The following is a 23051-nucleotide window of genomic DNA, read 5'->3' as shown; positions in this document are numbered from 1 at the left end:
TTTTGCCTGTTGAAGATACCATTTTTGGTGGATAATTAATTTCAACTTCTAAGCCTTTTTTGGGGTAGATGTTGATGATTGAGAGACCTTAGATGCTTTTGGTTTTTCGAGTAAGGTTTCTTCAGTCATTGGTTCAGATAATGTTTGTGCTACTTCTTGTTCTATCTGCTTAATTTGTTCAACTGTCTTTTTAGGTTTTGCTGTTGTTTTGACGTCAACAAAAGGTTTTGCAGCATTGGCGCGCTTGAGACGTGCGTAGACCTGATTAGAAACTTCAACAAATGGATTATTGGGGGGTAATGGTTCAAAGCGAACAGCGCTTTTATTGTCTCCAACAACACACATTGACGTAGTGATGACAGCTTTCATTATGGCTCCTTTTGAGTCATAATTAATGACATAATTAGTCAAATATTGATTTTTATTCTGTGAAAAATTGATTAGCTGATTGTCAGCAGAAAAAAATCATGATCTTATGCTTTTTTACTTTTTACCTAAAGTTGGTGTTTTTAAACATTTAAAAGTGTAGAAAAAATTCAAGTAAGAAATGTTGATAACCTTGCTAAGACTTCATCCATAATTATATATGGAATAGTTTCCATTCTTTTTCCATTACGCGCTACTATATCTAAAGCACGCGGTTGGTCACAGCGTATCACACCTGTTGTATGCAGCCCTGTTCCCACCAATGAAACAGCAAAGCCTGCTATTCTAGCAAAATTTCCTCCACTCGTAATGGGCAAAACAATGGGTGTTTTTGTTAAACGATTAAACGCCTCCGGTGACACAATCAGTACAGGACGCGTTCCTTTTTCTCATAGACAGAGGTTGGGTCAAGCGATACAAACCAAATTTTACCCCGCTTCATTACAAGAGCTCTCTGCCAATAAGCTTAGCATCAAACCACTCTACATCTTTATCCGCAAAATCGTCCGAAGGATTACATTCGGCTAACAATTCTTCAAGAGTGTAATTTTGCGATATTTGTAGTTTTACAACCAATTGTCCATTATCAATAGCCAAACCCACTTGCATATTTTCAGTAAGATGAAGAACATCAAACAATGCAGGCGGTATAGAGAGCATAACGGATCCTCCAACTTTACGTAATTTTGTTGTGCATAAAACGCCCTCTCTAATATTATATAAAAATATAACATAAAGCCCATGATTCAATAGCTTTTAATGCTTTTGTGCAAATGTTTAAGAAGCGCATTTAGAGCAATACGCAATATACTCTGAATAAAGTCAATATTTTTTTAATTTCTGAAAAACATAAAAATATAAAAGTTATAATACCAAACAAGGCTCTTAGCTGCTTATCTGTAAACATATTTATTTCTTGCGGTTTTCGATAATTTTTTGATCTCTCTGTTGATCTCGTCTATAAGAGGTTCGTAATTGAGAATGCTTTTCGGAATATCACCACCGTAAACCCATGCTTTTACTTGCGCTTTGGTACTAAAATCCGCATTCTTAGGTGTTTTGTAATACTGACCACCATCAAACTTTTCACACTCTCTTGTGCCGTCTTCGTATTCGTAGAGGTTGTAAAAATACTCCTCTGTCCCATCCCCCATGGGGCATACCCACTGCCGTTGCAACAAACCTCTTTCGCATGGGTTGTTTACGGTTTTTTAAGAATAGATGTTTTAAAATGAACATACTTTAATCCTAATTTTACAAATTTGTCTATTTGCCTCAAATTTGACCGTACAGAGCGTTTTATAAGATAGGTTTTTTATCATAAAATCTTTAAATCACTCTGTACGGTGCCATTTTGTCGATTTAAATGCACATCCAATCACAAAACGATCAGCAATTTTCATTAGTTTGCTAATTTGCAGTGTTTTTCACTTGCTTTTCAACCAACGTGAGTGGTCTTGAATTCTCTCTCATTGCCTTTTCTTTCAGCCTTTTTTCACGGGTGTTCAAAACAGCCTAGTGTACAAGATTGGCTTTCGTCAAAAGACTATTTTTCAAATCACGACATAATCTTACTAACTCACGAGTGCTTGGAAAAAACGTATCCGATAAACCTTCTAACTCATCGCATAAAATCCGTTTAACCGTTTTTATGAGTGACCACGCAGAAACACTTTCCAAAACCATTCCATAGGTAAGCGCCATACCTTCATGATCTGTCTGTTGCGAAATTTTTAAACCACACCGAAAGCATCCGAATTGCCTTGGTTATGTCCTCTTTACTCACTTTTATTGAAAACAATTCGTGAAGTTGATCACACGCTTCTAAGGCAATCGCTTCCTGCTGTTGTGTCAATGCTTGCCACTTTTCAAAACTAAAGGAAACTCCAGAGTTATCATCTCGTGAATGTGTTTCAAAGTGACCTCGAGGCTCGATATCAAGGATACTGTCTGAGATGCGTTCATCTACACTTTTTTGCCTTTGAGAGTGATTTCCATAGTTTTTTCCGTTCTCTAAATCCTCGATAGCTTTTTGCACCCAGTTGCGCCACATTGCTTTCCAATCCGTTTTGCGTGCATCTTTGCCTGTTCTAGCTTTCCAAAAATCTCGAAATTTTGCCATTTCGGCTTTGATACGCTCTGGAGGCAATCCCTCTTCGATTGCGAAATCATAAACAGGTTCGAAATCATCAGGGGTACGACAGCCACTGTCATTTCTAACCCGTTTAGCTTTTTTCGTAATGTTCTCTTGCTCGTGAATGGAAGGTTGGTTTTCTACACCCGTTTCGATTTGCTCTGATGTGGTCTCAACAGCAGCAACCTATGTTGGTTCGTCAACCTGTTCGTTTGTTTCTAAATTTTCAGAAGCAGTTTTTTTTGCTAAAATGATAGTTTTAGTTTATATATGTTCTTATTCTGGTTCTTTATAGCTTGATTTTGCTTAGCGTTTGCTTCAGCAAAATCATTAAAATGTTTTTTATAGCGTTTTTTATTGTACACCTTTTTTCCAGCCTCACTATGAATTTGCGATATGGGCGCTTTTTTATCAGTAAAATCTTTTAGCTCTTCTTCAATGCGCGTATTCGACAAACCATTATCTTTCTCAAGAAATTTACCATTCTTCATGAGATATTCGACAATAGTTGCAAACTTTTTTGCGAGCAATTGCAAGCGCGGGCAAGCATTTCAAAATCTGTTTTAATTGGTGCTTTTTTGTCATATATGCGAATGAAAAGCGTTATATAAATGCCCCTTTGTTCTCATGTCATTCCATCTATCTCACTGTTCCAGTCATTCAAAAGGAATCTTATCCATGGCATTGCATTAGACATGCGCATTCCCTTCTTTAACTAAATATAAAATTGCTAAAGCATTTGCTTCGTTGTCATCTTTTGGATTGTATTCTTTTGCACACACCGTCTTAATCATCTTTTCTTGTGAGGCATTGACTTTATCTGTTGTGATCTTCATTTTTGTAAGCCATTGCTGAAAACGCAAATAGCGCCTACTATCGCCTTGAAAACGAAAAAATTCAAAATTGACAAGTGCCACTTGTTATACTGCTGTCTACACGAGAAATCGCCCAGCCTGTCTTAGATCTAGATCAAGGCAGAGAACGGTTTGTGTATTGATGATCATCTTCCCCCATGAAGGCTGTTGCGTATTTATATGTGCGCTATGACAGAGCGTGTTGTGATTGCCTGTTTTGAAAAAATGGTCGTGAGAAAGTACTTGAAACTACTTTTGGGCCAATTTTTTACTGCCATTCGAGGAAAAATAATCTTAGAAGCAGTTGATTTTCGAATTAACTCTTCTTGTTTTTGAATCACATCTTTTTGTGCACGTATTATTTCAGCTTCTTTATCTATTATTTTGTCTTTTGCATCTATCTCTTTTCTGAGCTTTTGCGTCGTTTTACAAGAGTCATGAAGAGTATAAGCCAATCCCAAATTAGCAATATTGATTGCCTCTCCATCCTATAAAGACGAGGAGGAGGTCAAAGTGCTAAAAAGGTACCTCAAAAAGCAGCAATGATTCGTATTTTAGTACCACCGCGGTGCCGTCTTATAGCGTTATAATAAAGTTACGAAAGGTGGTTTAGAAGGTGCTTTAATTTTTTTTGATTTTTAATAAATCATTGGAAAATAAGAGAGATTAAGATAATCTGGTGCGGACGGCGTGCACCTATTTTTTCTTTATTTAGAATTCTCTACGCTATCACCTGATTGCGCGTTTTACTTTTTTCTATATTTATAACTAACTGTTTTTATTTGATTTTATTTATAAAATTGCCTTTTGTATATAATCTTGCTATCAAATGAAATCGCTCCAAGTGCGATTCAAAAGGTGGTTCAGAAGGTGGTTTTTAAAAGGTGGTTCAGAAGGTGGTTAGCAGAACGAGAACACGTGATAGACTGTCTGTCTTATCTGTAAAAAATCTATCTAAAGGAAAATATGCTGATGGAGCTGGGCTATGGCTTATCAAAACAGCCCAAAATCAAGGGCGTTGGATTTTTCGATTTGATTTCAATAAAAAACGTCGTGAAATGGGATTAGGCTCTTGTAGCGTTGTATCTTTGAAAGAAGCGAGGCTTAAAGCTACAGCTTGCCGTGACCTTTTGCACCAAGGTATTGATCCGATTCGTAAAAGGAAAAATGAAAAATTACGGCAGGCAGTTGATAGTATTTCTTTACAAAAAATAGTTTTAAGTGCTTTTGAAGCCAAAAAAGCGAATTGAAAAATGAAGGTAAAGCAGCAAGGTGGTTAGCACCTCTTACATTGCATGTTTTTCCTAAACTTGGGGATATAGCAATTACTGAATTAACGCAATTTGATATAAAAGAGTGTTTGTTGCCTATTTGGAAAACAAAAAATGAAACAGCGAGCAAGGCTTTATCACGTTTGAATATTGCTATAAAACATGCCGCAGCACGTGGTATAGATGTGGACATGCAATTGGTACCAAAAGCAAAAGCTTTATTGGGAAAATTTATTCAAAATGTTCAAAATATTCCTGCTATGCCATGGCAGGAAGTTCCGGCATTTTATCAAAGCTTGGATGATAAGATTCTTTCAAATTTAGCACTGAAGTTGCTTATTTTGACTGGAGTACGGTCGTATCCATTGCGCTATTTGCGTCTTGAACAAATAGATAAAGATATATGGACGATACCAAAAGAAAATATGAAGGGCATTGTAGGAAAGGTTTCAGATTTTCGCGTGCCATTGAGTGATGAAGCTTTAAAAGTGATTGAAAAATCTCTCCCCTTTGAAAAAAATGGTTTTTTATTTGCTGGGAGTTCTGGAAAGCCTATATCTGATGTAACACTTTCTAAATTCATGAAAGACAAAGGTTTTGATTATAGACCCCATGGTTTCAGATCTAGTCTTCGTGACTGGATAGCAGAAACAACGTCAACACCATTTGAGATTGCTGAAACTGTTCTTGCGCATTCCGTTGGGAGTTCAGTGACAAAAGCTTATATGCGGACAGATTTTTTAGAACAACGACATACCCTTATGGAACAGTGGGCTGCATTTATAACAGGAGCGACCTAAGGGGATCAAATTGTTAATGTTTTGAAAACCACTGTTTGAGATGTGTAAAACGACATTATTTCTTGCATCTGCGAGACGCGCGAAATTGATAATTCATTTGCTAAACAGTTTCGCACATCTCAGAATGTATTTAGAGTCGGATATTTGGTTTTTGTGTAAAAATATTTACCAATGCATCTATAAGACGTGAAAAATCAAGCGCTAGCAAGAGTATAATGAGTACAATCCATCTCGTATAACGTGACATCACTTTTATACTTTTGTAGGTCATGATAATTTCTTGAAGGATTTCTTTTTCTCCTTCTGTAAGCTCTGTATCGTCTTTTGTTTTTTTCTTAGCCATGTTTCCACCCACACACACGTTCGCCCTGCTTGTTATGCTTTAAGATATCTCTTGCTAAATTGGAACTGATGACGTTAACATCTTGCCTCTCTAAATAAATTGGCAACCAACCAACACAAGAGACATACTTATTTGTCCCGCAACCAACGAGAGAGAGCAGTACGCACATCAGTATCACTTTTCTGATTAACTTCATTTTCCACCTCCAGCCGTGTTGTTGCTGCTTTTAAGGTTTTTTCTGTTTGCTTTTGCTGTTCTGCCTTTTTTCCAAGGGTAAAAGCTTTTGCCAAAGCCATAAAAAAAGCGGCTAGAGCCGCGCCTATTAACAGCAGATTTCTTTTCATCCATAAGATCATAAACGGTGTTCCTGAAAACGTTTAGCAACAAAGAAAATGCCAGCACATGCGGCTAAAACCATAATGGTAGCAAATGCCCATTGCACTGGACCATTGCCTGCTAATAAGCCTCCAAGCCCTGAAAAAGAACCAATAACTGGTGCAAGAGCTTCAGCTTTAAAAAGTCCCGTTGGTGCTTGCGTTTCTACGGTTTGGTAGTTAGAGGAAACAAAAGCACCTTTCGCCCATAAGCCTGCTTCTGCTGCACGCCGGTGTGCGAGACCTTCAAGACGCTTTCCGCCTGCTTTGGTCCATTTCTGTAGCTCTGCAGGGACAGCTTCATATTCACCTTGATTGAGCTTTTTTAACAGTGTCGAGTTACAAAAGGCTCCTGTTCCTACATTATAGCAAAAGGACACTAACGCCGCGAATTGTTCATCTGTTAATGAAACTGTAACAGCGCGTTCAACAGCATTTTCAAATTGTCTTAAGTCTTGGCAAAGAAGTTCTTCTGCTTGCTTTTCAGTGATTGCCATGCCTTTATGAACAAAAGGTTTTCCAGCATTGTTTGTATGTCCATAACCAATGGTCCACACTCCAATGGCATCTTTATAGGCATTGAGACGTAAACCTTCCCATTGTTTAATCAGTGCTAACCCTTCTGGTGATATTGTTCTCATGTATTGCTCCTATAAAAAAGCCCCACAAAAGGTGGGGCAGATTGATAGATTAAAATTGTAATTATTGCGTTTTATTAAAAGTAGTGTTTCATGTAACTTTTTTCTGTGTTATACGTTACATGAAACATAATGGAGATTTTGTTATGGCTACAATGCACGTTAATGAACGCGTTCAAAAACATCGCAACGCACAAAGAAAAGCAGGTTTGCGTTTAATGCAAATTTGGGTACCAGATACGCGTCAACCGAACTTTGCAGAAGAGTGCCGACGCCAATGTCGCTTAGTCGCAAAAATGGATAAAACAGATACATCTATGCAGTTGTTGATGGATCAATCTTTAATGGATGTTGATGGCTGGACAGAATGATGCGTGGATCTCTCGTCACAATAGCTATGCAAGGCGATTTTGGTAAACCAAGACCTGCGTTAATCATTCAAGCTAATCAATTCAATGAACATACAAGTGTAACAGTTTTACCCATTACTAGCACACTTGTTGATGCGCCATTACTCCGCATTACGATTCAGCCAAACGCTAAAAATGGTTTGCAAAAACCTTCGCAAGTCATGATTGATAAGATTATGACGGTAAGATGTGAAAAAGTTAGTCCAGCTTTCGGCTCCATTCATGCAGATAAAATGGTAGAAATTGAACGCTGTTTAGCTGTATTTTTAGGAATAGTAAAATAAAAATAGTATTTCTTTTTATCATCATAAAATAGCTTTGTTTATCTATCTTCTTCATCCATATGGATAACGCCTTCGCCTTCATCACATGCGTTAGGTGGGGCGTTTGGGTCAAGGGTATCATCTTTGTCTGGTGTGGTGTTTGCAACGTTTCCAGCCGCATCTTCTTGGGTTTCATCAAAAAGCTCGCAATCCATTTTTGTGGTGTAACCACCTGTTTTATCAAGCTTGTGTTTAACGCTTTTGATGCGCCATTCTGCTGGAATATAGGGGCGGAAAGGGGGCTTTTGAACAAGCTTTGCTTCTGCTTGTACAAAGGGATCACCACCAATATCACATGAGAAAGAAGATTTGCCACGAGATGATTTGTTGCGATAAGCAGCAATGGCCGCAACAGCTTCTGATTGATTGTGGTAGGTGTATTTGAGTTCATGAAAAGGCTCTTTACCAACCTTGACTTCCTTTTTTTCACCAGTGCGGATATCATGATAGCTTGCGATAACACCGCCTTTTTTCTCTTCTTCTTGCTCTTGATTTTCAGATGTTTTGGCTTCCGTCTCTTCTTTAGGCAAATTGGGGGCGTCACTTTCATCCATATGGATCACATCTTCGCTGTCATCAATTTCCTCTGGTTCTCGTGCATCAGCGGCGGCTTTTTGATCATCTCCTGCATCTGTCTTTAATCCATTGGCGGCACCTGCTTCATCCCGTGCACTGTATTTAAAATCCCAAGAGGTACATTGTTTTTCATGGATGACAACGACGGGCAGTGTTTCACCGGTAATGGCTTTGCCTTCACCCCGTTTGGCAAGCACCAATTTGCCATCAACGGGTTTTGCTACCGCATCATAGTTTTCTGCAAGGCGCGTGGCAAAAGCCATATCGCTTTCAGAAGTTTGGTCAATGTGACGCACAACAATTTTGGCAAGAGCAGGGTCAACTTTTGGTGTATAGCCATTGCGCTGTGCTATCTCTTGAATAATACTGCCAAGGGTTTGTTGGTGATAGGATTGGCTTTTGGGTGTTCTATAAGACGTGTTCATAGAGGCGGCGCGTCCTGTAACACTTAAGCTTTGCGGTGGGCTGCTTACAGAAATTTCGTCTATCAGATAGGCTCCCATATCGCGGTTTTTCCCGCCTTCATAGCCAAGTGTTATGGAAATAACTGTCCCGATAAGAGGAATATCAAGAAAGCCGTTATCACTGTCACGCGCACGGTCATCAAGCTCTACAGTGATACGATCACTTTTGTTTTCTGCTTCATCGGTAATTTCAATTGATAAAACATAGTCCATCAGCATTCTTGTGATGTCCTCTCCATTTGCCAGAACCATGCAAAAAGGTTTCATGATTTGCTACCCCAAATTCTGATTACTGGTGTGGCTTTCGGATAGGGGAGGGTTGGTAAGAGTATCGTGATGCCTGCTTTTAAAATGGGTCCATAGTCTGCAAGCCCCAAATTCGCTGCATAGACGCGTTCAACAGCAAGGGCTTGTTGACCCTTTGCATAGTATCTCCAGCAAATGGCATCAACCATATCACCTTCTTTTGTCACGTAAAGATCACTCATAGCTCTTCACCATATTCTCTCAACTTTATTGTAAATTCTTGTTTTTTGGGGGTGCCATTATGATGAAAAACGCTTTGTTTTTCCTCTACAGAAAGAATGACAAACTTACCTAAGATTTTGCCTTGACCGGTCACAAGAATGTGAGGTCCCATATGCGCTATTTGTCGTAAATATTCGAGCTGTCTGTGACCACCTTTGAAATCTGGATAAATCACGCCTGCTAAAGAAAATTCCGCATTTGCAACAGCAGGCAATTGAAGAGCAGCCTTTCTCCCCAATCGCCCTTGCTCTACCCATGGAACTCCATAAGACATATCAAGTGTTTGATAAGCTGCTGTTTCAATCGAAAAAATAAAACCACCCAAAGCTAACATCATGGTATTTAATCCGAAAGGCTAGAGGCTATGGCTAAACGTTGCTGTTTTGCATAGCGTTCAAGTGCTTGATTGACAGCGTCTCTGATTTCGTCCTTGAGACCATTTGGTACTGAAATATTTAGATTTGTAATGGTTACACGGGCGTCTACTTCAACGGGCTTATGAACCGTAATTGGCTTTGGAGCTTTAAAAGCACCTACTTTATTTGTTGCCTGCATTTCTCCTGTTTCAACGACACTTGTATTAAAACCACTCTTGCGTTTTTCAGGTGGGGTATTTGTAACCACTACTGTATCAACCATTTTTTTTGCACGTGCATTGGTTTCTTCGGTAAAGGTTTTAATGGTCTGCGTTGAAGTCTTGTCTATTGAAACATTAAACCCTAACTTTTCTTTCACCCAATTAGGCATCCAACTGGTTAATTTCTTCATCATATTGCCAAAACCGTTATACAGATCATCCCATTTGCTTTTGATGCCCTCCCAAAGCCCATTAATAAGATTGGAGCCTATTTCCATTAAATCGACACCAAACAGCCATTCAATGAGTTCATTGATTTTTTTCGAAATCCAAGTCAGTGGTGAAAAGTTTTTAAAGAACGTCAAGAGGTTATTGAAAACATTACTACATAAGCTGTAAAAAGAATCCCATAGCTTGCTTATAAAGCTTATGACTGTATCCCAATGTTTGTAGAGCAGATATCCAGCAGCAACAAGAGCTGCAATGCCGCCAATTATCCAGCCAATAGGTGTGGTCATGATAGCAACACCAAGCGATATAAAAGCAGAACTAACGGCAGTTATTGCTGGAATGAGTGAAGCTACAAGAGATAGTGCAAGACCCGCAACTGCAGAAGCTGCCGGTACCATTGCCGCAATGAATGCTCCGGTAAGAACTGCTCCAACCGCGGCTAAAGATGCAGCTACCCAGCCATTGAGTTCATCCCAATATTTATAGAGTGCGGCAAGTACCGCGATACCCCCAATTAGCCAACCGATAGGTGTGGTCATTATAGTATAGCCAAGCGTGACAAACGCTGCTCCCGCTGCGGCTAATGCGGCAATGAGTGGACCAAAAATGAAGGAACCAAGTGCTACAAGTCCTACCTTAAAGAGGGTTATTTCACCAATCAGAGGTTCTAGCCATTGGAACCAGCCTTTAATCCTCTCTGTGAGATCACTGATGCCTTTTCTTAAATCAGAGGTAGGATTAAGCAAATCATTAAGGACTTTTTTTAAGGTTTTTGCCCAGCTCGCAACAGTTGTTTGAATGAGGTCGCGGTTTTCATCAATCAACTTTGAAAAACCGTCAATCATATCATTAATCACGGGCATGAAACGCGCGCCAATAAAGCTCGCGATACCGCCTATTTTTTTCTTAAAAGCACCAAGCTTGTCACTTAAATCTGCTGCATAGCGTGCAACATCGGCACCTATCAGCCATTTTCCTTTTCGCGCCTTTGCAAACAGCTCTTTAATGGGTGCCATGCCTTGTGCAAGCATGGTCGCCATTTCTTTACCATCGCCCCCAAACAGCAGAGCGGCAATATGCTGTCTTTGTGCTTGGCTTTTGATCTTACTCATCTTGTCGGTAATTTCTTCTAACAAGACAGAAGTGGATTTGAGTTTTCCAGAAGTGTTTTTGACAGAAATGCCAAGTGCTTCAAAGCCCATCATTCCTCTTTTTTGTCCGGCATATGCTTGTGCTGAACGCCTATTTAAAACCGCTAAGGATTGTTGAAAAAGTTCGGCAGAAGTGCCTGAATTATCGGCTGCATCACCCCATAATTGAAGTGATGCAACACTCATATTTAAATGGTGTGATGCGTGATAAAGACTATCGCCCAGATGCATGGTTTTCATGGTGAGGGCGGCTACACTTGCCACAAGACCACCACCAGCAAGCCCCAAGACACCAGTAAAGACCGAAGCACGGCTTTGCCGCCACTCCAAGAGCACTTTGAACGCCATGAAGGCTTTTTGTCATGTTTTTGACAGCAGCAGAAAAGCGCGGAATACCCAAACTATGTGAGAGTGTTTTTGACAATGTATCGAATTTTTTTTGAAGATGTTTGAGAGGTGCGGTGAGTTTGTCTTCAAGAGACAATTTTACCTTTGCATCAGCAACTTTTTCACTCATTTTATCTTATACCTTTCTGCTGCTTGATTTCGCCAGAATATGAGTTCTTGCGGTTCCATTTCCATCATCTTTGAAAGGGACCAATGGAACACAATGGTAATATCGGCTATGAGTTTAGCGGCGGTTTCCCAGTCGAGGTATCCCGCCGCTTGATAAAAGACTCCAAAATCTCTCCAATGCTCGACAAGTCATTAATATCGAGTTCTCCAACCGCTTCATGTGCCCATCCAGAAAGACGTGCGATCATAGCGATTGTTTGCTCTATGCCTTCTTTTTTGTCGATTGCTTGCACATCTTTTGTTTTGGGGCGCTGTAAAGTAATTTCGGTGTGCTCTTTTCCTTCAAAAGTAACAGGTATCAATAATTTATGTGTAATGCTTGTTTGGACTGTCATTTTTATAATCCTATGTTGTTTTTATGGTCTGCGAGTTGATTGACGCCATTGAATTTTCTCACCAAGTTGAGGACGTCTATCTCAACGATTTCAACGTCCTTCTGGACATATTTGAAATACTGCAATGTGAATGTAGCCGTAGAAGTTGCTTTGCTGCCCGGTTGCCATTCTGCCATTTCAAAGCCTTTGCAAAGTCCTCTCATGGTAATGACAACACCTTCTGCGGGTGTGCCTTGCGCTTGCATTGAACTTCGTAATGAAATGTCGACATCTGTGCGCCCCAACAGTGCCATCAATTCTGGAGAGCAATCAGAAATGGTCATGCTAAGTGTGAGGGTTTCAAGACCAAGGTCAACTTCAATAGAGCTATCCATGCCACCACCGCGATAACTTTCAACGACCAAACTCAAATTCGGTAGGGTGACACTTTCACATTTTGCTTGATAGGGAATACCGTCGACAAAAATGTTAAAATACTTCAAAACTCTTGGTAATACGGGTACGGTCATTAAAAGATCTCCTCTAGGTAATCATTGATGATTTGTGAACGGAACGTGATGTGTTCTGCGGGTGTTGTGGGGGTAAATTCCACATTGAAATAGACTTTTCCACTTTCAATAGCGCTTGCTGTATTAAGCTCTAGATCAGGCGTACAGCGCCCACCAAGAATGGCGCCTTGTGCTTTTAAATCACGCAAATAGGCATTGACGCTTTCACTGACATCATTCATGTAGGTTTTTTTGATATTGCGGTCGACAGCCCATAGATGACCGCGCAAAATGGCGTCATTGATCATATCTGCGGTTCTCACCACCGATAAGAAAGCAAACTTTGTATCGCTTGAAAGGTGCGATTACCCCAAAGACGATAACCGTTTTCGCGGATAATTGTTGTGATGTTTTGTTCGTTAAGAAGGTTGGCGCGGCTTGATCGATCACCAATGGAAAAATCAATGGGGCGTGCAATACCAACAATGCCATTGATCACTTTGTTTGAAGGGGAATGCCAAAAACCATGGGTAAAATCCGTTTTAGCAATGACACCTGCAACCGCTGCACTTGCTGGCTGTTCTATGATCTTTCCATCACGATTCACCTTTACAAACGGATCAATAAGAATGGCGCGCTTTGAATCAAAATCCTTTGCTGTGCTAAGAGCGGCTTCATCTGTTGTGTTGGGTGCATCAAGCACCACAATAGCACGCAGACGCTCTGCAATGCCAATGAATTCTGCTGCGACGGGGTTGGCAGTCGCATCAGTTCCATTCTCTTCAATATTCACACTGGAAGGGCGCTGATGTGTAAAGCCTGGAGCAATCAGAATGCGTGGTGTTTGTCCTACAATGGATTGTGCTCCAATGAAAGCATGGACACCTTCATAAGCACCATTTGCGTTTACACCACCTAGAATATTGGTGAGTGTTGCATTTTCGTTGTCACCCTCGTTCACGCGTACGACAACGACAATTGCTCCTACTTGTTTAAAAATAAGATCAAGGGCATTGGGTAGGGTGCCTTGACGCTTACCCGTTTTATCCAGTTTAGCTGCTTGTGAAAGAGAGCCCGTTACCAAAACGGGTGTATTAAGGGGAAATGCTTGTTCATCGGCATCGGGTGCTGTGCCAACAATCCCGATAACTGCCGATTGAACTGCGCGAAGGGGGCGGGTGCCGTCGTCAACTTCAACGACTTCAACACCGTGTAGAAAACCTGTTGCCATACTTTATGCTCCTTTAAATGAGGGATGAATTAAAATGAATGGGAAAAATGAGAGGTAAAAAGCCGCTCTTGAGAAAGGTTTGTTTTCAACAAGCACTTTCTTTTTATAAATATCTTGACTTGGTCCCAAAATGGTACTAAGATTGATAAAAATCAGGATAAACTTATGAAAATTGTTAAAATCTCCACACTTCAAACTTTTTGGGCTCGATATCCTGACGCTGAACAACCGTTAAAAGCATGGGTAGATGAAGCTAAAAATGCGCAGTGGCGTTCTCCTCATGACATTAAAGAGAAGTATAAAAATGCAAGCATATTAAAGAATAATCGTGTTGTTTTTAATATTAGAGGCAATGATTATCGTTTAGTTGTTTCAATCTTTTATCCAGCAGGTTGGCTTTATATAAAATTTATAGGGACACACAAACAGTATGATGCAATTGATGCTAATACTGTAGAACTAAAGGAATTTAAGAAATGAATATCAAACCACTTCGCACTGAAAGAGATTATCAAGAAGCTTTAGAAATTGTGTCTGCAATGTTTGACAATCAACCTAAAGAGAATACTCCAGAATTTGATCAAATGGAGGTTCTTGTGTTGTTGATTGAAGCGTATGAAGCAGAACACTATCCTGTTTCTCCTCCTCACCCGATTGAAGCTATTAAATTTAGAATGGAACAAATGAACTTAAGTGCTAAAGATCTCGTTCCTGCGATTGGTCATTTAAATCGTGTTTATGAAATCTTGAGTGGTAAAAGAAAATTAACACTGCGCATGATTAAAAACTTGCACCAACAGTTCAATATTCCACTAGAAAGTCTGATAGCTTAGGTTTTATACTAATTTATTTTTTTGAAAGATTTTTAAGGGGTTTCAAAAGGTCTTCAAAGATCATTTAAAGACCCTTTAATATGTATTATTTCTCGTTTTAGAAATCGCAATTTGAGATGATCAGCTCTTGAGCCGGCATTGGATTATTTGAACCACATGTATAAGATGTATTCACTTCTTTTAGTTTAAATTGGCTAAAGGTTTTTCGGATCTCTGGCACATCATTGAGAGACAGAACAAACTTTCCCTTTAATTGTGCAAGCAGTGTGGACATCGTCTGGTAATCCTCTCGCTTAAACAAATCCTTGCCATAGCAATTCTCAACGCCTGTTAAAGCCCTTTTAAAGGGCTTTAAAAGAGCTTTAAAAGGACTTAAAAACATATAAGCCTGCTTATAGAACAGCTATCCATTTGACTTGCGCTATTTTTGGTTTTGTATTTAATCTTTCCATAACCTTATAAGGATAGCACCATCAGCTCCAGCGCCACTTGAACAATCAGTCCCATGAGAACCAGCACCCCCACCCCCAAAGCCACGCCCTGCTTTTCCTGAACTATAGGAACCTTTGCCTATTCCTCCAGAGCCACCCCTTGATGTATCACCTCCAGAATCGCCTCCATTACCGCTTGTTTTGCTCGTAATTCCACTCGTTCCAGCATAACCATTTCCGCCTTTGGCAAGCCCTAGATGTTCGTCTGTTGCTAAACCAAAGTTTCCACCTGTACCTCCAGCACCGCCAGAGCCTGAATAGTAGGAAGTATTATCTTTACCATATCCCGTGTGAGTGCTAGAAGAGTAAGTACCACCACCACCAAGTCCTCCTGTCGCCGTAATAAAATTTTTGCCAACGGTTGTTGTTCCTCCAAACTTACCTTTTACATTCCACCCAGAAACAGAATCTCCTCCTTTACCAATTATGATATTCTCATGACCCTTCAAACTCGCTTTATAACCATACCATACCGTACAACCGCCACCGCCGCCACCACCTCCTAAGTAAAAAGAATAACCACCCCCACCACTGCCGCCGCCACCCCATGCTTGGATTTCGACTTTGGTTTTATCCGTTACCCAGTCTGGCCATTGAATTTTCCCATCCTGTGTATAGAGCAATTCAGCATCAGCAAGAGCCGGCCAATTCGTGATTTTATCGGTCAAATCTTTTTTAAGACTCTTTATCTGTGCCAAGATGGCTGCATCCACTTGTGATTTGGTATAAACAAGATCTCCATCGACTTTTAAAGGTCCTTTAAGAAAGCTTTCGCTTGTGCTTAAACTGGTAACCATTTCACCATTGTGGATGAGGCTAAACGACGAATTACCCAACAGTTCTAAGCCACCACTCATAGTGACTTTGCTGGTAAATTTATTATAATTCTGCCATTCATTGGGGCTGGCTAAACGACCATAGCTTGTGAGATCTTCGTTGATCTTAGCTCTAAAATCATCAAGTCCCACAATATCTTCAGTTTTATGTTGATGAGAACCAAGCAAAGATACAGCACTGCCAAAGGTAAAGTTATTGTTGCTTGATTTATAGAGAACATAATTGTTGGCAGCATCTTTTGCGCCTTCGATATCGCTTAAATCGGAAAAAGTGAAGGTTTTATCCGCTGCCATCTTGCCCTTAAGGGCTGCTTCAAGATCTGCGATATCACTTATTGTATGCGTGTGTTTTGAAGGTGCTTTTTCGTTTACCTTTTCCTCAACAGCCAAAAGAGCTTGATCAATTTTGGTCAAGTTTTCCCGCAAGATTGGGAATTCAGAACTGATAAAGCGTCCTTCTTTCGGCAATTCCATGTCGAGTTTTTTGGTTTTGGTCATGTCTCATTTTCCCATTATAATATGCCAGCGCCAAAATCACTCACCATGGACCGCGCAGCAGGTCCACCGGTAAGCGTGAGTTTCAAGCGCGCTTGTTTGGCGCCTTTATCACTGCTGGTAAATTTTCGTTCTGTCCAAAGCGGTTCAGCGAGTTGTTCTGTTTCCTCTAATTTCAAAGGGGTGAAAGCACCATCATCCAGTTGCATCTCGAGTGTAAAGGTTGCACCACCTGGTAAAAATGTTTTGATATAGCTGGTCAACCTTGCCTTTTCCCCAAAGGCAAAAGCACGCGTGACATAAGTGGCTTCTTTATGGATTTTCCCCGCAATCAATTGAACAGGCGCAAACAAGACGGGTGAGAGCTTTTCGGTGCCTTTGAGAATAGCGCGAAGCTTTATCTTTTCACTGATATATTCAGTAAGGCTTAGCAATTGAAAGGGCAGGAGTTGATAAATTGTGCCATTGTTTCTTTCAATTTCAAAGATGACAGAACAATCGCTTGAAGGCAATTCAATGGCTGCGCGTACTTGCAAATCAGAGCAGTCCACAAGGTCAAAGGTGCCTAAATCGACAATCTTTTCTGTTTGCCTATAGCGTGCCGCCAGCACTCGAAAGGCTAAGGCTTCATCTTGATGAGCGGTCCAGCTCCTAGCATTGACAGAAGAAAAGCGTGGACCGGTCACGTAAGGGTGACTTGAGACAAATCTTTGGTGTTCTGCATCAAAATCTCCAAGCTTTGCTAGTGAAACGGCATGATCAGCATCATCGGTTTTAATGACAAAGGCGGTGAGACGGTCATTAGGGACTAACAAAGGGACATCATAGCGTGCCTCTGCCCACCCTCCCTTTGCGCCCTTCATAGAATAAAAGCTTTGTGCTTGAATATCGGCGGTCGGATAACCGTTTTCTGTAGTGACCAAATCAATCACCAAATCATGCTTCTCATTACCGATTTTGCAAAGATGAAAGTCAATACCGGTGATTTGCCGTGTTTCATCGGGGGTAAAGACTTGCGCTTGTGGGTCAAATTGCATCCATATTTTCACAGTGGTGGTGCGCCGCATCACTTTCACATCAATCAGACCTTGACCGGTAAAAAGCCCCGTTGCAATGGTTCCACCTTTCCCCCGTGCCACAACATTTTTTGTGCCAGCGGTGATGTTTTGTGGAATTTTAAAAGTTCCTTCAAGGGTGCCCTTGCTATCGGCAACAAGGCGGCTCGCTGGCAAAACATTCACACCATCAAAGATGAGGCTTTCTAATTGTTCTAACTTGCCAAAGCCTTCAATTTTAAAGTGAAGGGTAATTTGTCTTAAAAAGTCGGTTTGTTCTTGATGTGCATTGACCAAGTCATCACGCACTTCTGTGTTACGGATAGTTCTGCCGCGATGTTTTCCCATAATGATTTGATTGGTCACGCTTGAGAGCCAATCGGTGCGCTGTTCATGCCAGAAGTCTGTCGCGGGTTCAAGGGTTACTGTACCAGGCAAGGTCGCAAAATTTTGATAAGGATTGATTTTTTCGCAAGCCGTTGTCAACTCTTGCGCAATGATCACTTCATTTGTCCAGTCAAGCGTAACAGGCGCTTTTAAAGGAGCAGTGTAAAAGGTTGGGTCAATGGCAAGCTGTAAAATGCCGTTGCCTACAGCACCTGTTTGTTGAAAGCCTTCATCTCTGTAACTGTCATCGAGAAAAGGGTCGGCAAACATGCCCTTTTTGGCAACAGGTTCTTTAGAGTCAACATTGCTTTTAATACGCTCTAATTGCATCAATCGATCAAGCGAAAGCACTCGTTGAAAATAGCGCCACATTTCATCATAGGGGGCAACCCGTGTGCCATCATTGACCACAACCGGCGTTTCAAGCCAATTGTTGGTAATGGTTGCAAGGGACAACACATCATCAGGGACACTGGGTGCTATGGGTTGGTCTACTGAGATACCTTTGATGTAAACCACATTGCCCCCCGTGTTGAGACCTATACGGTCAATGCGGGGTAATTTGTAAGTGTAACTGACGATAATATCACCACCTTGCGCCCCACCTGAGACAGTGATTTCCTGCGCTGTTACTTTATCAGCCGTGATTTTTGCGCGATAGCGGTAAGTCACCTTATAGCTGCTCCCTGCTAAAGGTTCGTCTCCCACGGGTGCCCAATCAATGGTGTCTCCGGTTTTTTTAAAATCTGTGCCTTCTTTAAATTCCTTGCTTCCTTGAACGATTTTGATAAACGCGGTGATGCTTTTATCAGGAACACCATCACGCCCAGCGGCAACGGCACCACGGGTGACGTTAACGGTTTTTTCTTTTGTCAACAAAAGAGACTGAATATCGGCAATAGGAAAATAATAGGGTTTAAAGGTGAAACTTGTTTTCCCTTTTGGAGGCGCAAAAATATGCGTTTCGCTTGGAACAACGCTTGTCGAAAAATCTTGCATCTCTTCATGGCGCAAGGCGGCAAGGCGTTTGCGTTTAAAGCCATTGATATTGGCTTCTCCTTCTTGAATACTAAACACTTGGCAACCGTTATTGGCTCCCAATGCACTTACACGGCAGCCACTCACGATATAATGCCCATGGGCGCGGTCGTACGTCGCAATAGCTTGCATGGCGGGTTCAAGCAATGAGGGAGATTTTTGATCAATCAGAACACCATCTTGTAAGATATAAACCGGAAAGAAAGCCCCTTGCTGCGCATCCTCTTTTAGTGCCCAAACAAGCTTTGCTGTTTCGCGTGCCGCTCCAGGCTCTCCTTCTGCTAAGGTGCCAGGGACTTGCCCCAATAGCTCTGGATCCTCTTCATGAGTTATCCATTTTTTTTGCAGCTTCACACCAATTTCCAAGCGCCCAATCATGGCAACATCGTTGAGTACAGCTTCAGAGACTGGAAAGATATCGCCTGCGATATAAATCTTGCCATCCGTTAAAGTGACGGTCTTTGTCTCTTTGTTGACAAAAGCATCAGCCCGTTCAACGCGGTCTCCTTCTTTTGCAACAAGGCGCCCCAAGCGGTCATGCCGCCCCCTTATAATGGTTTGAACTTCATTCAATTCACCACTTTGAATAAAGGGACGCGTGCCATAAAAGACAACGCTTTGTTGTTCCTCTTTGCCGCGAGATCTGTCAATTGCAAAGGGTAAACCACTTTCATGCTTCATATTAAAACCTCAATAAAATCTTGAATTGTTCGCGAACATCGGCACGCAAAGGAATATTGATGGGTGTTTTGAGTATCTCTACACCACCATTCAGTTCATTGACGTCACACCAAAGCTTTCCAAGGGGGACATCTTGTTTGGGAATGCCGTGAACGAGAATAGAAACAAATGCTGCTTGTTTCCCATCAACATCGTGAAAATCTGTGCGTGCTGCCAGAAAAAGCGCCGTGCCCATCGAGGAGGGCTGGAATCTGCCGCCACAATGGCTGTAAACACCATCCAAAGCTTGTTCGACAGGCGCTACAGCATAGCATCTGCGATACCCAATCACGCTATTTTGGCTGTCTTTTAACACGAGATAAAGCGTGCGACCATGAAACCATTCTGCCATAAGCATATCGCGTTCATGTTTTTTGACCGAACACCACGGAAAATTTGCCAAATCCCAAGGATAATCAATTTGGTTCCAGCTTAACTCCTCGTCAAAGTCATCTATCCAATTACCAATAAGCCTGCCTTCTTCTCTTGTGAGCGTGTGATTGATCTCTGTTGTGCGCCCAAAGGAAAACAAAGTGCCCCCAGCTGTTAAGCGAACACCGCTTTCATACTCCAACATGCTGTCATCAAGGCGTGACATATTGCATTCAACAGCTTGCACATTATAACCATAGGTCCCACGGCGAAAATCAGAGCGCAAACTTTTGGAGAGGTTAGTGATTGCTTCAATGGCTTCAAGGCTGCTTTGTTTAGGGAGGCTGTCAAAGTAAAGTTGAAAGGAATTCCACCATGCACGTCCCGTCCAAGCGGGTATAAAGCGTGCCGAAATCTCTAACCATCTCAACCCCATCTCTATTGCCGCAAGTGAGCCACGTATCCGCTGCCATTGAAGCCCTTGATCAATCAAATCATAGAGGTTTGGAACATAAGGTGTCAGTTCACCAAGCCCGTATTCTTCAATCAACCACGGCAAAAAGCGGGGAGGGCGCGTGATCAATTTAGCACGTGAAATCCCCAAAACAGAACCATCAACATCTTGATGAAAATCGCAAGCATCGGCAAGGCGCTTTTCAAATTCCGTCGCGTTTGTGGGAAGGAGGGAACCAACCATTAGCGCGCACGCCCTTTGAAGTTTAAGGTGATTTTTCCAATCGCTAAAACTTCTTCATCGCAAACCGCACTGTCTCTGGTTGGTGCAACGGCAATCACTTTCTGAACACCAGGGATCATCAGTTTCGAAATCCACCACGACAAACTTAATTCACGGCCAATGGCTTGTTCTTGTCTCCATGCTGCTCTTAAATTTGTTTTCATTGTTGTGAGAATTTTCAACGATGTTTCCGGTAACAGCCAAACATCTGCTTCTAAATCCAGCACTTTTTTGACAGCAGCGTGAACAATGATTGTATCATTGGTCATGATGATATTTTTTTTGTGAAGAGCTTCTGAAACTGTTTGTATGAGATCTTCAGATGCCGTTCCTTCTTCATTATTACCAAAAAGAGCAACATAGATGGTTGGGTCTTTGCCTTTACGGTAAACAATCGCATCCTTAACACGACTATCTGCTGTTAAGGCGATAAGCTTGTAATAGGGTTCTGTCCCGCTCCCATTACCACCACGGGCATGAAGCTGTATGCGTTCACGATATCTCTCGTCACTTTCACCCTCCATGCGGGCAAGACCATGCCAGTTTCCCAAAGCGTCAAGAGATTCACCGGTTGCAAAATCAAGAATGTTGTTGCGTGCCGCCTCGTTAATACGCTGTCTTAAAAGCAACTCTCGATAGCTAAAAGCCTCTATGACTTTTACGGCCGGATCACTTTCAAGAATGGTATATTCAGGCAAAAGCTCTTTTAAATGGGCAAGAGCAGCAGCGCGTATTTCTTCAAAAGAAAGTTCTGTGATGATGTCTGGTTTTGCAAGCACTCCATTCATTTTATCAATAATCCTTCCATGGTAATGGGCTTGCCGGATGGCAAATAAATGCCTTCAAAGGATAAAGAAACGTGTCCATTCTCACCCCTTTTAAAATCAATTTTTTTCAATTTAAAACGCGGTTCCCACTTGTCTAAAGCCTCAGCAACAGCGGCATAAAGAGCAACAGCAAAAGCATTATTAACCGGTGCATCAATGAGTTCAGCAACACGTGAACCATAATCACGCCGCATTACACGCGAACCAATCCGCGTTAACAAAATATCAAGGATTGATTGACGTAAATGATCAATGCCGGTCAATGGCTTTCCTGTTGTACGGTCCATTCCACTGTTCAATTGGGACCTCCTGTCATAGAACCACCAGGGGAAACACCGCCATGAACATGGGTTTCTCCTACATTGGTGCCGTTATGTCTTAATCCACTTGAATGAATGGAAACATTATTTCCAGAATGTAGAGAGAGACTATCATTCGAATTCAGTGAAATGCCATCACCTGCCTTCAAAGAGATGTTGCCTTTTGCGTTTAAATTTATATCGCTTTCTGAAACAATCTTTATGCCTTCCGGTGCGGTAAGCTCTAGCTTGCCACCATCACCTTTTAGTGACACACCATCAGCGATTGTCAGGATAAACTTTCCGCCGGATTTGATGTGAATTCCATAAGTGTTTTGTTCATCATCATATTCAAGGCTGGTTCCATCAGGGTATATCGTTCGGTGAATGCTGCCTTTATCGGCTGCTTGATTAGCATCGGTATGAAGTGAACCAACAATCACCCCTTGTGATAAATCCCCTGATGACGAGATAACAATCACTTGCTCTCCAACATCGCGCCCTTCATAGGAGCGTGTTTTACCGGCGCGGGCTTGTGTGTCTGGAATCCAGTCACTGACAAGATTGCCACTTTTTATCCGATAGCGTGCGTTTTTATGGTCGACATGGCTAATTTTTCCCACCACAACCATATTGGCCACACGTCTCTTTAGATCTGTGATTTCTTTATCGCGCCGCTCTAACATGTCCACCTTCAATTTTATGGTATTTATCTTTATTTCTCACGCCTGTTTCTGGTTTAAAACCGACAAGGGGTTCAACAACTCTTTCGGTTGCCTTTCCTTCATCAAGGCAGGGGATATTGGTGACGTAAGTCACGTCAAAGGTTAAAATCGCACCATGGAGCGCTAGGGCGCCATTATCACCAAAGGCAAAAGCAATATTTTGCAGGCGGCATGTTTCAACGCTGTTGTTGAGATTGGGATTAGCGTAGAAAATTTCCTCCACTTCCCATGCTAATTGATCAACAAAACGCGCTCCATCTTCACATGTCGCATAACATTCAACATCTAGCGTTAAAACACGCCGCCTTACTCCATAATCATAGCCATCTTCAATTGTTTCACTTTGTGTTGAGATATTAATTGCAGGCGTGTTCTCAGGGGAGAAGTTGAAATCACGCATATTGAAAACATTGTCACCAGCTGCCGTCTTTGCTGCTTTGATCAACGCAACAAATGTTTCTCTTATCGTCTCGCGGGGATGCATGGGGGCTCCTGTCCAATTAAGTG

28 protein-coding genes and 5 pseudogenes are annotated in these 23051 nt (G+C 41.5%); 5 read left to right on the top strand and 28 right to left on the bottom strand.

Annotated features, from left to right (window positions below; all coding sequences use genetic code 11):
- Positions 1-48: 48 nt before the first annotated feature.
- The 8 genes and pseudogenes from ACFIMP_RS03540 to ACFIMP_RS03505 all read right to left on the bottom strand — a co-directional run bounded on the left by ACFIMP_RS03540 (position 49) and on the right by ACFIMP_RS03505 (position 3477).
- Positions 49-369 carry a hypothetical protein gene (locus ACFIMP_RS03540; protein ID WP_375685994.1) on the bottom strand — a complete coding sequence of 107 codons (321 nt, stop codon included), beginning with the start codon at positions 367-369 and terminating at the stop codon, positions 49-51.
- Positions 370-536: 167 nt separating this feature from the next.
- Positions 537-788: a type II toxin-antitoxin system PemK/MazF family toxin gene (locus ACFIMP_RS03535; RefSeq protein WP_375682744.1), complete on the bottom strand. Its 252-nt coding sequence runs from the start codon at positions 786-788 to the stop codon at positions 537-539.
- Between the two features lie 79 nt (positions 789-867).
- Positions 868-1086: an AbrB/MazE/SpoVT family DNA-binding domain-containing protein gene (locus ACFIMP_RS03530; protein WP_375685993.1), complete on the bottom strand. Its 219-nt coding sequence runs from the start codon at positions 1084-1086 to the stop codon at positions 868-870.
- A gap of 233 nt (positions 1087-1319) precedes the next feature.
- A pseudogene (locus ACFIMP_RS03525) lies at positions 1320-1665 on the bottom strand (hypothetical protein).
- A 276-nt stretch (positions 1666-1941) separates the two neighbouring features.
- On the bottom strand, positions 1942-2130 hold the full coding sequence (locus ACFIMP_RS03520) for a hypothetical protein (protein ID WP_375613729.1): 189 nt from the start codon (positions 2128-2130) through the stop codon (positions 1942-1944).
- A 4-nt stretch (positions 2131-2134) separates the two neighbouring features.
- Complete coding sequence (locus ACFIMP_RS03515; RefSeq protein WP_375612451.1) at positions 2135-2548, bottom strand: C2 domain-containing protein; 414 nt, start codon at positions 2546-2548, stop codon at positions 2135-2137.
- Positions 2549-2805: 257 nt separating this feature from the next.
- Positions 2806-3051 (bottom strand): hypothetical protein, encoded by a 246-nt coding sequence (locus ACFIMP_RS03510; protein ID WP_375613727.1) that lies wholly within the window; start codon positions 3049-3051, stop codon positions 2806-2808.
- Positions 3052-3249: 198 nt separating this feature from the next.
- On the bottom strand, positions 3250-3477 hold the full coding sequence (locus tag ACFIMP_RS03505) for a hypothetical protein (RefSeq protein WP_375613726.1): 228 nt from the start codon (positions 3475-3477) through the stop codon (positions 3250-3252).
- A gap of 833 nt (positions 3478-4310) precedes the next feature.
- On the opposite strand from ACFIMP_RS03505, the pseudogene ACFIMP_RS03500 reads away from it, so the two are divergent.
- A pseudogene (locus ACFIMP_RS03500) lies at positions 4311-5485 on the top strand (tyrosine-type recombinase/integrase).
- Positions 5486-5615: 130 nt separating this feature from the next.
- Here ACFIMP_RS03500 and ACFIMP_RS03495 read toward each other — a convergent pair.
- Genes ACFIMP_RS03495 through bgtA form a run of 4 tightly spaced genes read right to left on the bottom strand, consistent with a single transcriptional unit; the run spans position 5616 to position 6843 of the window.
- On the bottom strand, positions 5616-5828 hold the full coding sequence (locus ACFIMP_RS03495) for a hypothetical protein (protein ID WP_375618855.1): 213 nt from the start codon (positions 5826-5828) through the stop codon (positions 5616-5618).
- Entirely contained in the window at positions 5821-6024 is a 204-nt protein-coding gene (locus ACFIMP_RS03490; RefSeq protein ID WP_375630024.1) for a hypothetical protein, read from the bottom strand. Before ACFIMP_RS03490 ends, ACFIMP_RS03495 begins: the two co-directional genes overlap by 8 nt.
- Positions 5957-6184: a hypothetical protein gene (locus ACFIMP_RS03485; RefSeq protein ID WP_375630023.1), complete on the bottom strand. Its 228-nt coding sequence runs from the start codon at positions 6182-6184 to the stop codon at positions 5957-5959. The genes ACFIMP_RS03490 and ACFIMP_RS03485 overlap by 68 nt, the downstream gene beginning before the upstream one ends.
- The gene (bgtA, locus tag ACFIMP_RS03480) at positions 6181-6843 is read right to left on the bottom strand and encodes a gene transfer agent endolysin BgtA (RefSeq protein ID WP_375668461.1); all 663 of its coding nucleotides are present in this window, start codon (positions 6841-6843) and stop codon (positions 6181-6183) included. The genes ACFIMP_RS03485 and bgtA overlap by 4 nt, the downstream gene beginning before the upstream one ends.
- Positions 6844-6986: 143 nt before the next feature.
- Between bgtA and ACFIMP_RS03475 the strand changes: the two genes are divergently transcribed.
- Both ACFIMP_RS03475 and ACFIMP_RS03470 read left to right on the top strand, forming a co-directional pair.
- A complete protein-coding gene (locus tag ACFIMP_RS03475; protein ID WP_019224016.1) occupies positions 6987-7211 on the top strand; it encodes an antitoxin MazE family protein in 225 nt (74 codons plus the stop codon).
- Complete coding sequence (locus tag ACFIMP_RS03470) at positions 7211-7534, top strand: type II toxin-antitoxin system PemK/MazF family toxin (protein WP_375630048.1); 324 nt, start codon at positions 7211-7213, stop codon at positions 7532-7534. Before ACFIMP_RS03475 ends, ACFIMP_RS03470 begins: the two co-directional genes overlap by 1 nt.
- A gap of 38 nt (positions 7535-7572) precedes the next feature.
- Here ACFIMP_RS03470 and ACFIMP_RS03465 read toward each other — a convergent pair whose 3' ends face one another.
- The 8 genes and pseudogenes from ACFIMP_RS03465 to ACFIMP_RS03430 form a co-directional block, all read right to left on the bottom strand.
- Entirely contained in the window at positions 7573-8880 is a 1308-nt protein-coding gene (locus ACFIMP_RS03465) for a phage late control D family protein (protein ID WP_375685992.1), read from the bottom strand.
- Entirely contained in the window at positions 8877-9101 is a 225-nt protein-coding gene (locus tag ACFIMP_RS03460) for a tail protein X (RefSeq protein ID WP_375685991.1), read from the bottom strand. The genes ACFIMP_RS03465 and ACFIMP_RS03460 overlap by 4 nt, the downstream gene beginning before the upstream one ends.
- Complete coding sequence (locus ACFIMP_RS03455; protein ID WP_375637877.1) at positions 9098-9478, bottom strand: phage tail protein; 381 nt, start codon at positions 9476-9478, stop codon at positions 9098-9100. Before ACFIMP_RS03455 ends, ACFIMP_RS03460 begins: the two co-directional genes overlap by 4 nt.
- Before the next feature lie 5 nt (positions 9479-9483).
- Positions 9484-11617, bottom strand: a pseudogene (locus ACFIMP_RS03450) (phage tail tape measure protein).
- Positions 11614-11682 carry a hypothetical protein gene (locus ACFIMP_RS03445; RefSeq protein ID WP_375638239.1) on the bottom strand — a complete coding sequence of 23 codons (69 nt, stop codon included), beginning with the start codon at positions 11680-11682 and terminating at the stop codon, positions 11614-11616. Before ACFIMP_RS03445 ends, ACFIMP_RS03450 begins: the two are co-directional and overlap by 4 nt.
- Before the next feature lie 41 nt (positions 11683-11723).
- Complete coding sequence (locus tag ACFIMP_RS03440; RefSeq protein ID WP_375612344.1) at positions 11724-12011, bottom strand: phage tail assembly protein; 288 nt, start codon at positions 12009-12011, stop codon at positions 11724-11726.
- 2 nt (positions 12012-12013) lie between these two features.
- Entirely contained in the window at positions 12014-12520 is a 507-nt protein-coding gene (locus ACFIMP_RS03435) for a phage major tail tube protein (RefSeq protein WP_375641068.1), read from the bottom strand.
- Positions 12520-13730 (bottom strand): annotated as a pseudogene (locus ACFIMP_RS03430) (phage tail sheath subtilisin-like domain-containing protein). The gene ACFIMP_RS03435 and the pseudogene ACFIMP_RS03430 overlap by 1 nt, the downstream one beginning before the upstream one ends.
- A gap of 165 nt (positions 13731-13895) precedes the next feature.
- Between ACFIMP_RS03430 and ACFIMP_RS03425 the strand changes: the two are divergent.
- Together ACFIMP_RS03425 and ACFIMP_RS03420 are read left to right on the top strand one after the other, a co-directional pair.
- Positions 13896-14210, top strand: a complete 315-nt coding sequence (locus ACFIMP_RS03425) for a type II toxin-antitoxin system HigB family toxin (protein WP_317993618.1) — start codon at positions 13896-13898, stop codon at positions 14208-14210.
- Entirely contained in the window at positions 14207-14563 is a 357-nt protein-coding gene (locus tag ACFIMP_RS03420) for a helix-turn-helix domain-containing protein (protein ID WP_156851753.1), read from the top strand. The genes ACFIMP_RS03425 and ACFIMP_RS03420 overlap by 4 nt, the downstream gene beginning before the upstream one ends.
- A 97-nt stretch (positions 14564-14660) precedes the next feature.
- Here the strand turns inward: ACFIMP_RS03420 and ACFIMP_RS03415 are convergent.
- From ACFIMP_RS03415 to ACFIMP_RS03380, 8 genes and pseudogenes are all read right to left on the bottom strand, one after another.
- Positions 14661-14891, bottom strand: a pseudogene (locus tag ACFIMP_RS03415) (DNA adenine methylase); the annotation flags it as partial.
- 111 nt (positions 14892-15002) lie between these two features.
- Positions 15003-16388, bottom strand: coding sequence for a Bgr_08870 family protein (locus ACFIMP_RS03410; protein ID WP_375685990.1), 1386 nt, complete (start codon positions 16386-16388; stop codon positions 15003-15005).
- A 14-nt stretch (positions 16389-16402) separates the two neighbouring features.
- Entirely contained in the window at positions 16403-19546 is a 3144-nt protein-coding gene (locus ACFIMP_RS03405; RefSeq protein ID WP_375685989.1) for a DUF4815 domain-containing protein, read from the bottom strand.
- 1 nt (position 19547) lies between these two features.
- Complete coding sequence (locus tag ACFIMP_RS03400; RefSeq protein ID WP_375685988.1) at positions 19548-20654, bottom strand: phage tail protein; 1107 nt, start codon at positions 20652-20654, stop codon at positions 19548-19550.
- Positions 20654-21481 carry a baseplate J/gp47 family protein gene (locus ACFIMP_RS03395; protein WP_375685987.1) on the bottom strand — a complete coding sequence of 276 codons (828 nt, stop codon included), beginning with the start codon at positions 21479-21481 and terminating at the stop codon, positions 20654-20656. The genes ACFIMP_RS03400 and ACFIMP_RS03395 overlap by 1 nt, the downstream gene beginning before the upstream one ends.
- On the bottom strand, positions 21478-21819 hold the full coding sequence (locus ACFIMP_RS03390) for a GPW/gp25 family protein (protein ID WP_375612353.1): 342 nt from the start codon (positions 21817-21819) through the stop codon (positions 21478-21480). The genes ACFIMP_RS03395 and ACFIMP_RS03390 overlap by 4 nt, the downstream gene beginning before the upstream one ends.
- Entirely contained in the window at positions 21816-22505 is a 690-nt protein-coding gene (locus tag ACFIMP_RS03385) for a phage baseplate assembly protein V (RefSeq protein ID WP_375685986.1), read from the bottom strand. Before ACFIMP_RS03385 ends, ACFIMP_RS03390 begins: the two co-directional genes overlap by 4 nt.
- Positions 22486-23028: a hypothetical protein gene (locus ACFIMP_RS03380; RefSeq protein WP_375685985.1), complete on the bottom strand. Its 543-nt coding sequence runs from the start codon at positions 23026-23028 to the stop codon at positions 22486-22488. The genes ACFIMP_RS03385 and ACFIMP_RS03380 overlap by 20 nt, the downstream gene beginning before the upstream one ends.
- Between the last annotated feature and the right edge of the window lie 23 nt (positions 23029-23051).

The organism is Bartonella sp. AP65SXKL (assembly GCF_042195725.1).
Taxonomy (GTDB): domain Bacteria; phylum Pseudomonadota; class Alphaproteobacteria; order Rhizobiales; family Rhizobiaceae; genus Bartonella.
The sequence above is the reverse complement of the archived record's forward strand: the minus strand, read 5'-3'. Positions and strand labels throughout refer to the sequence as shown.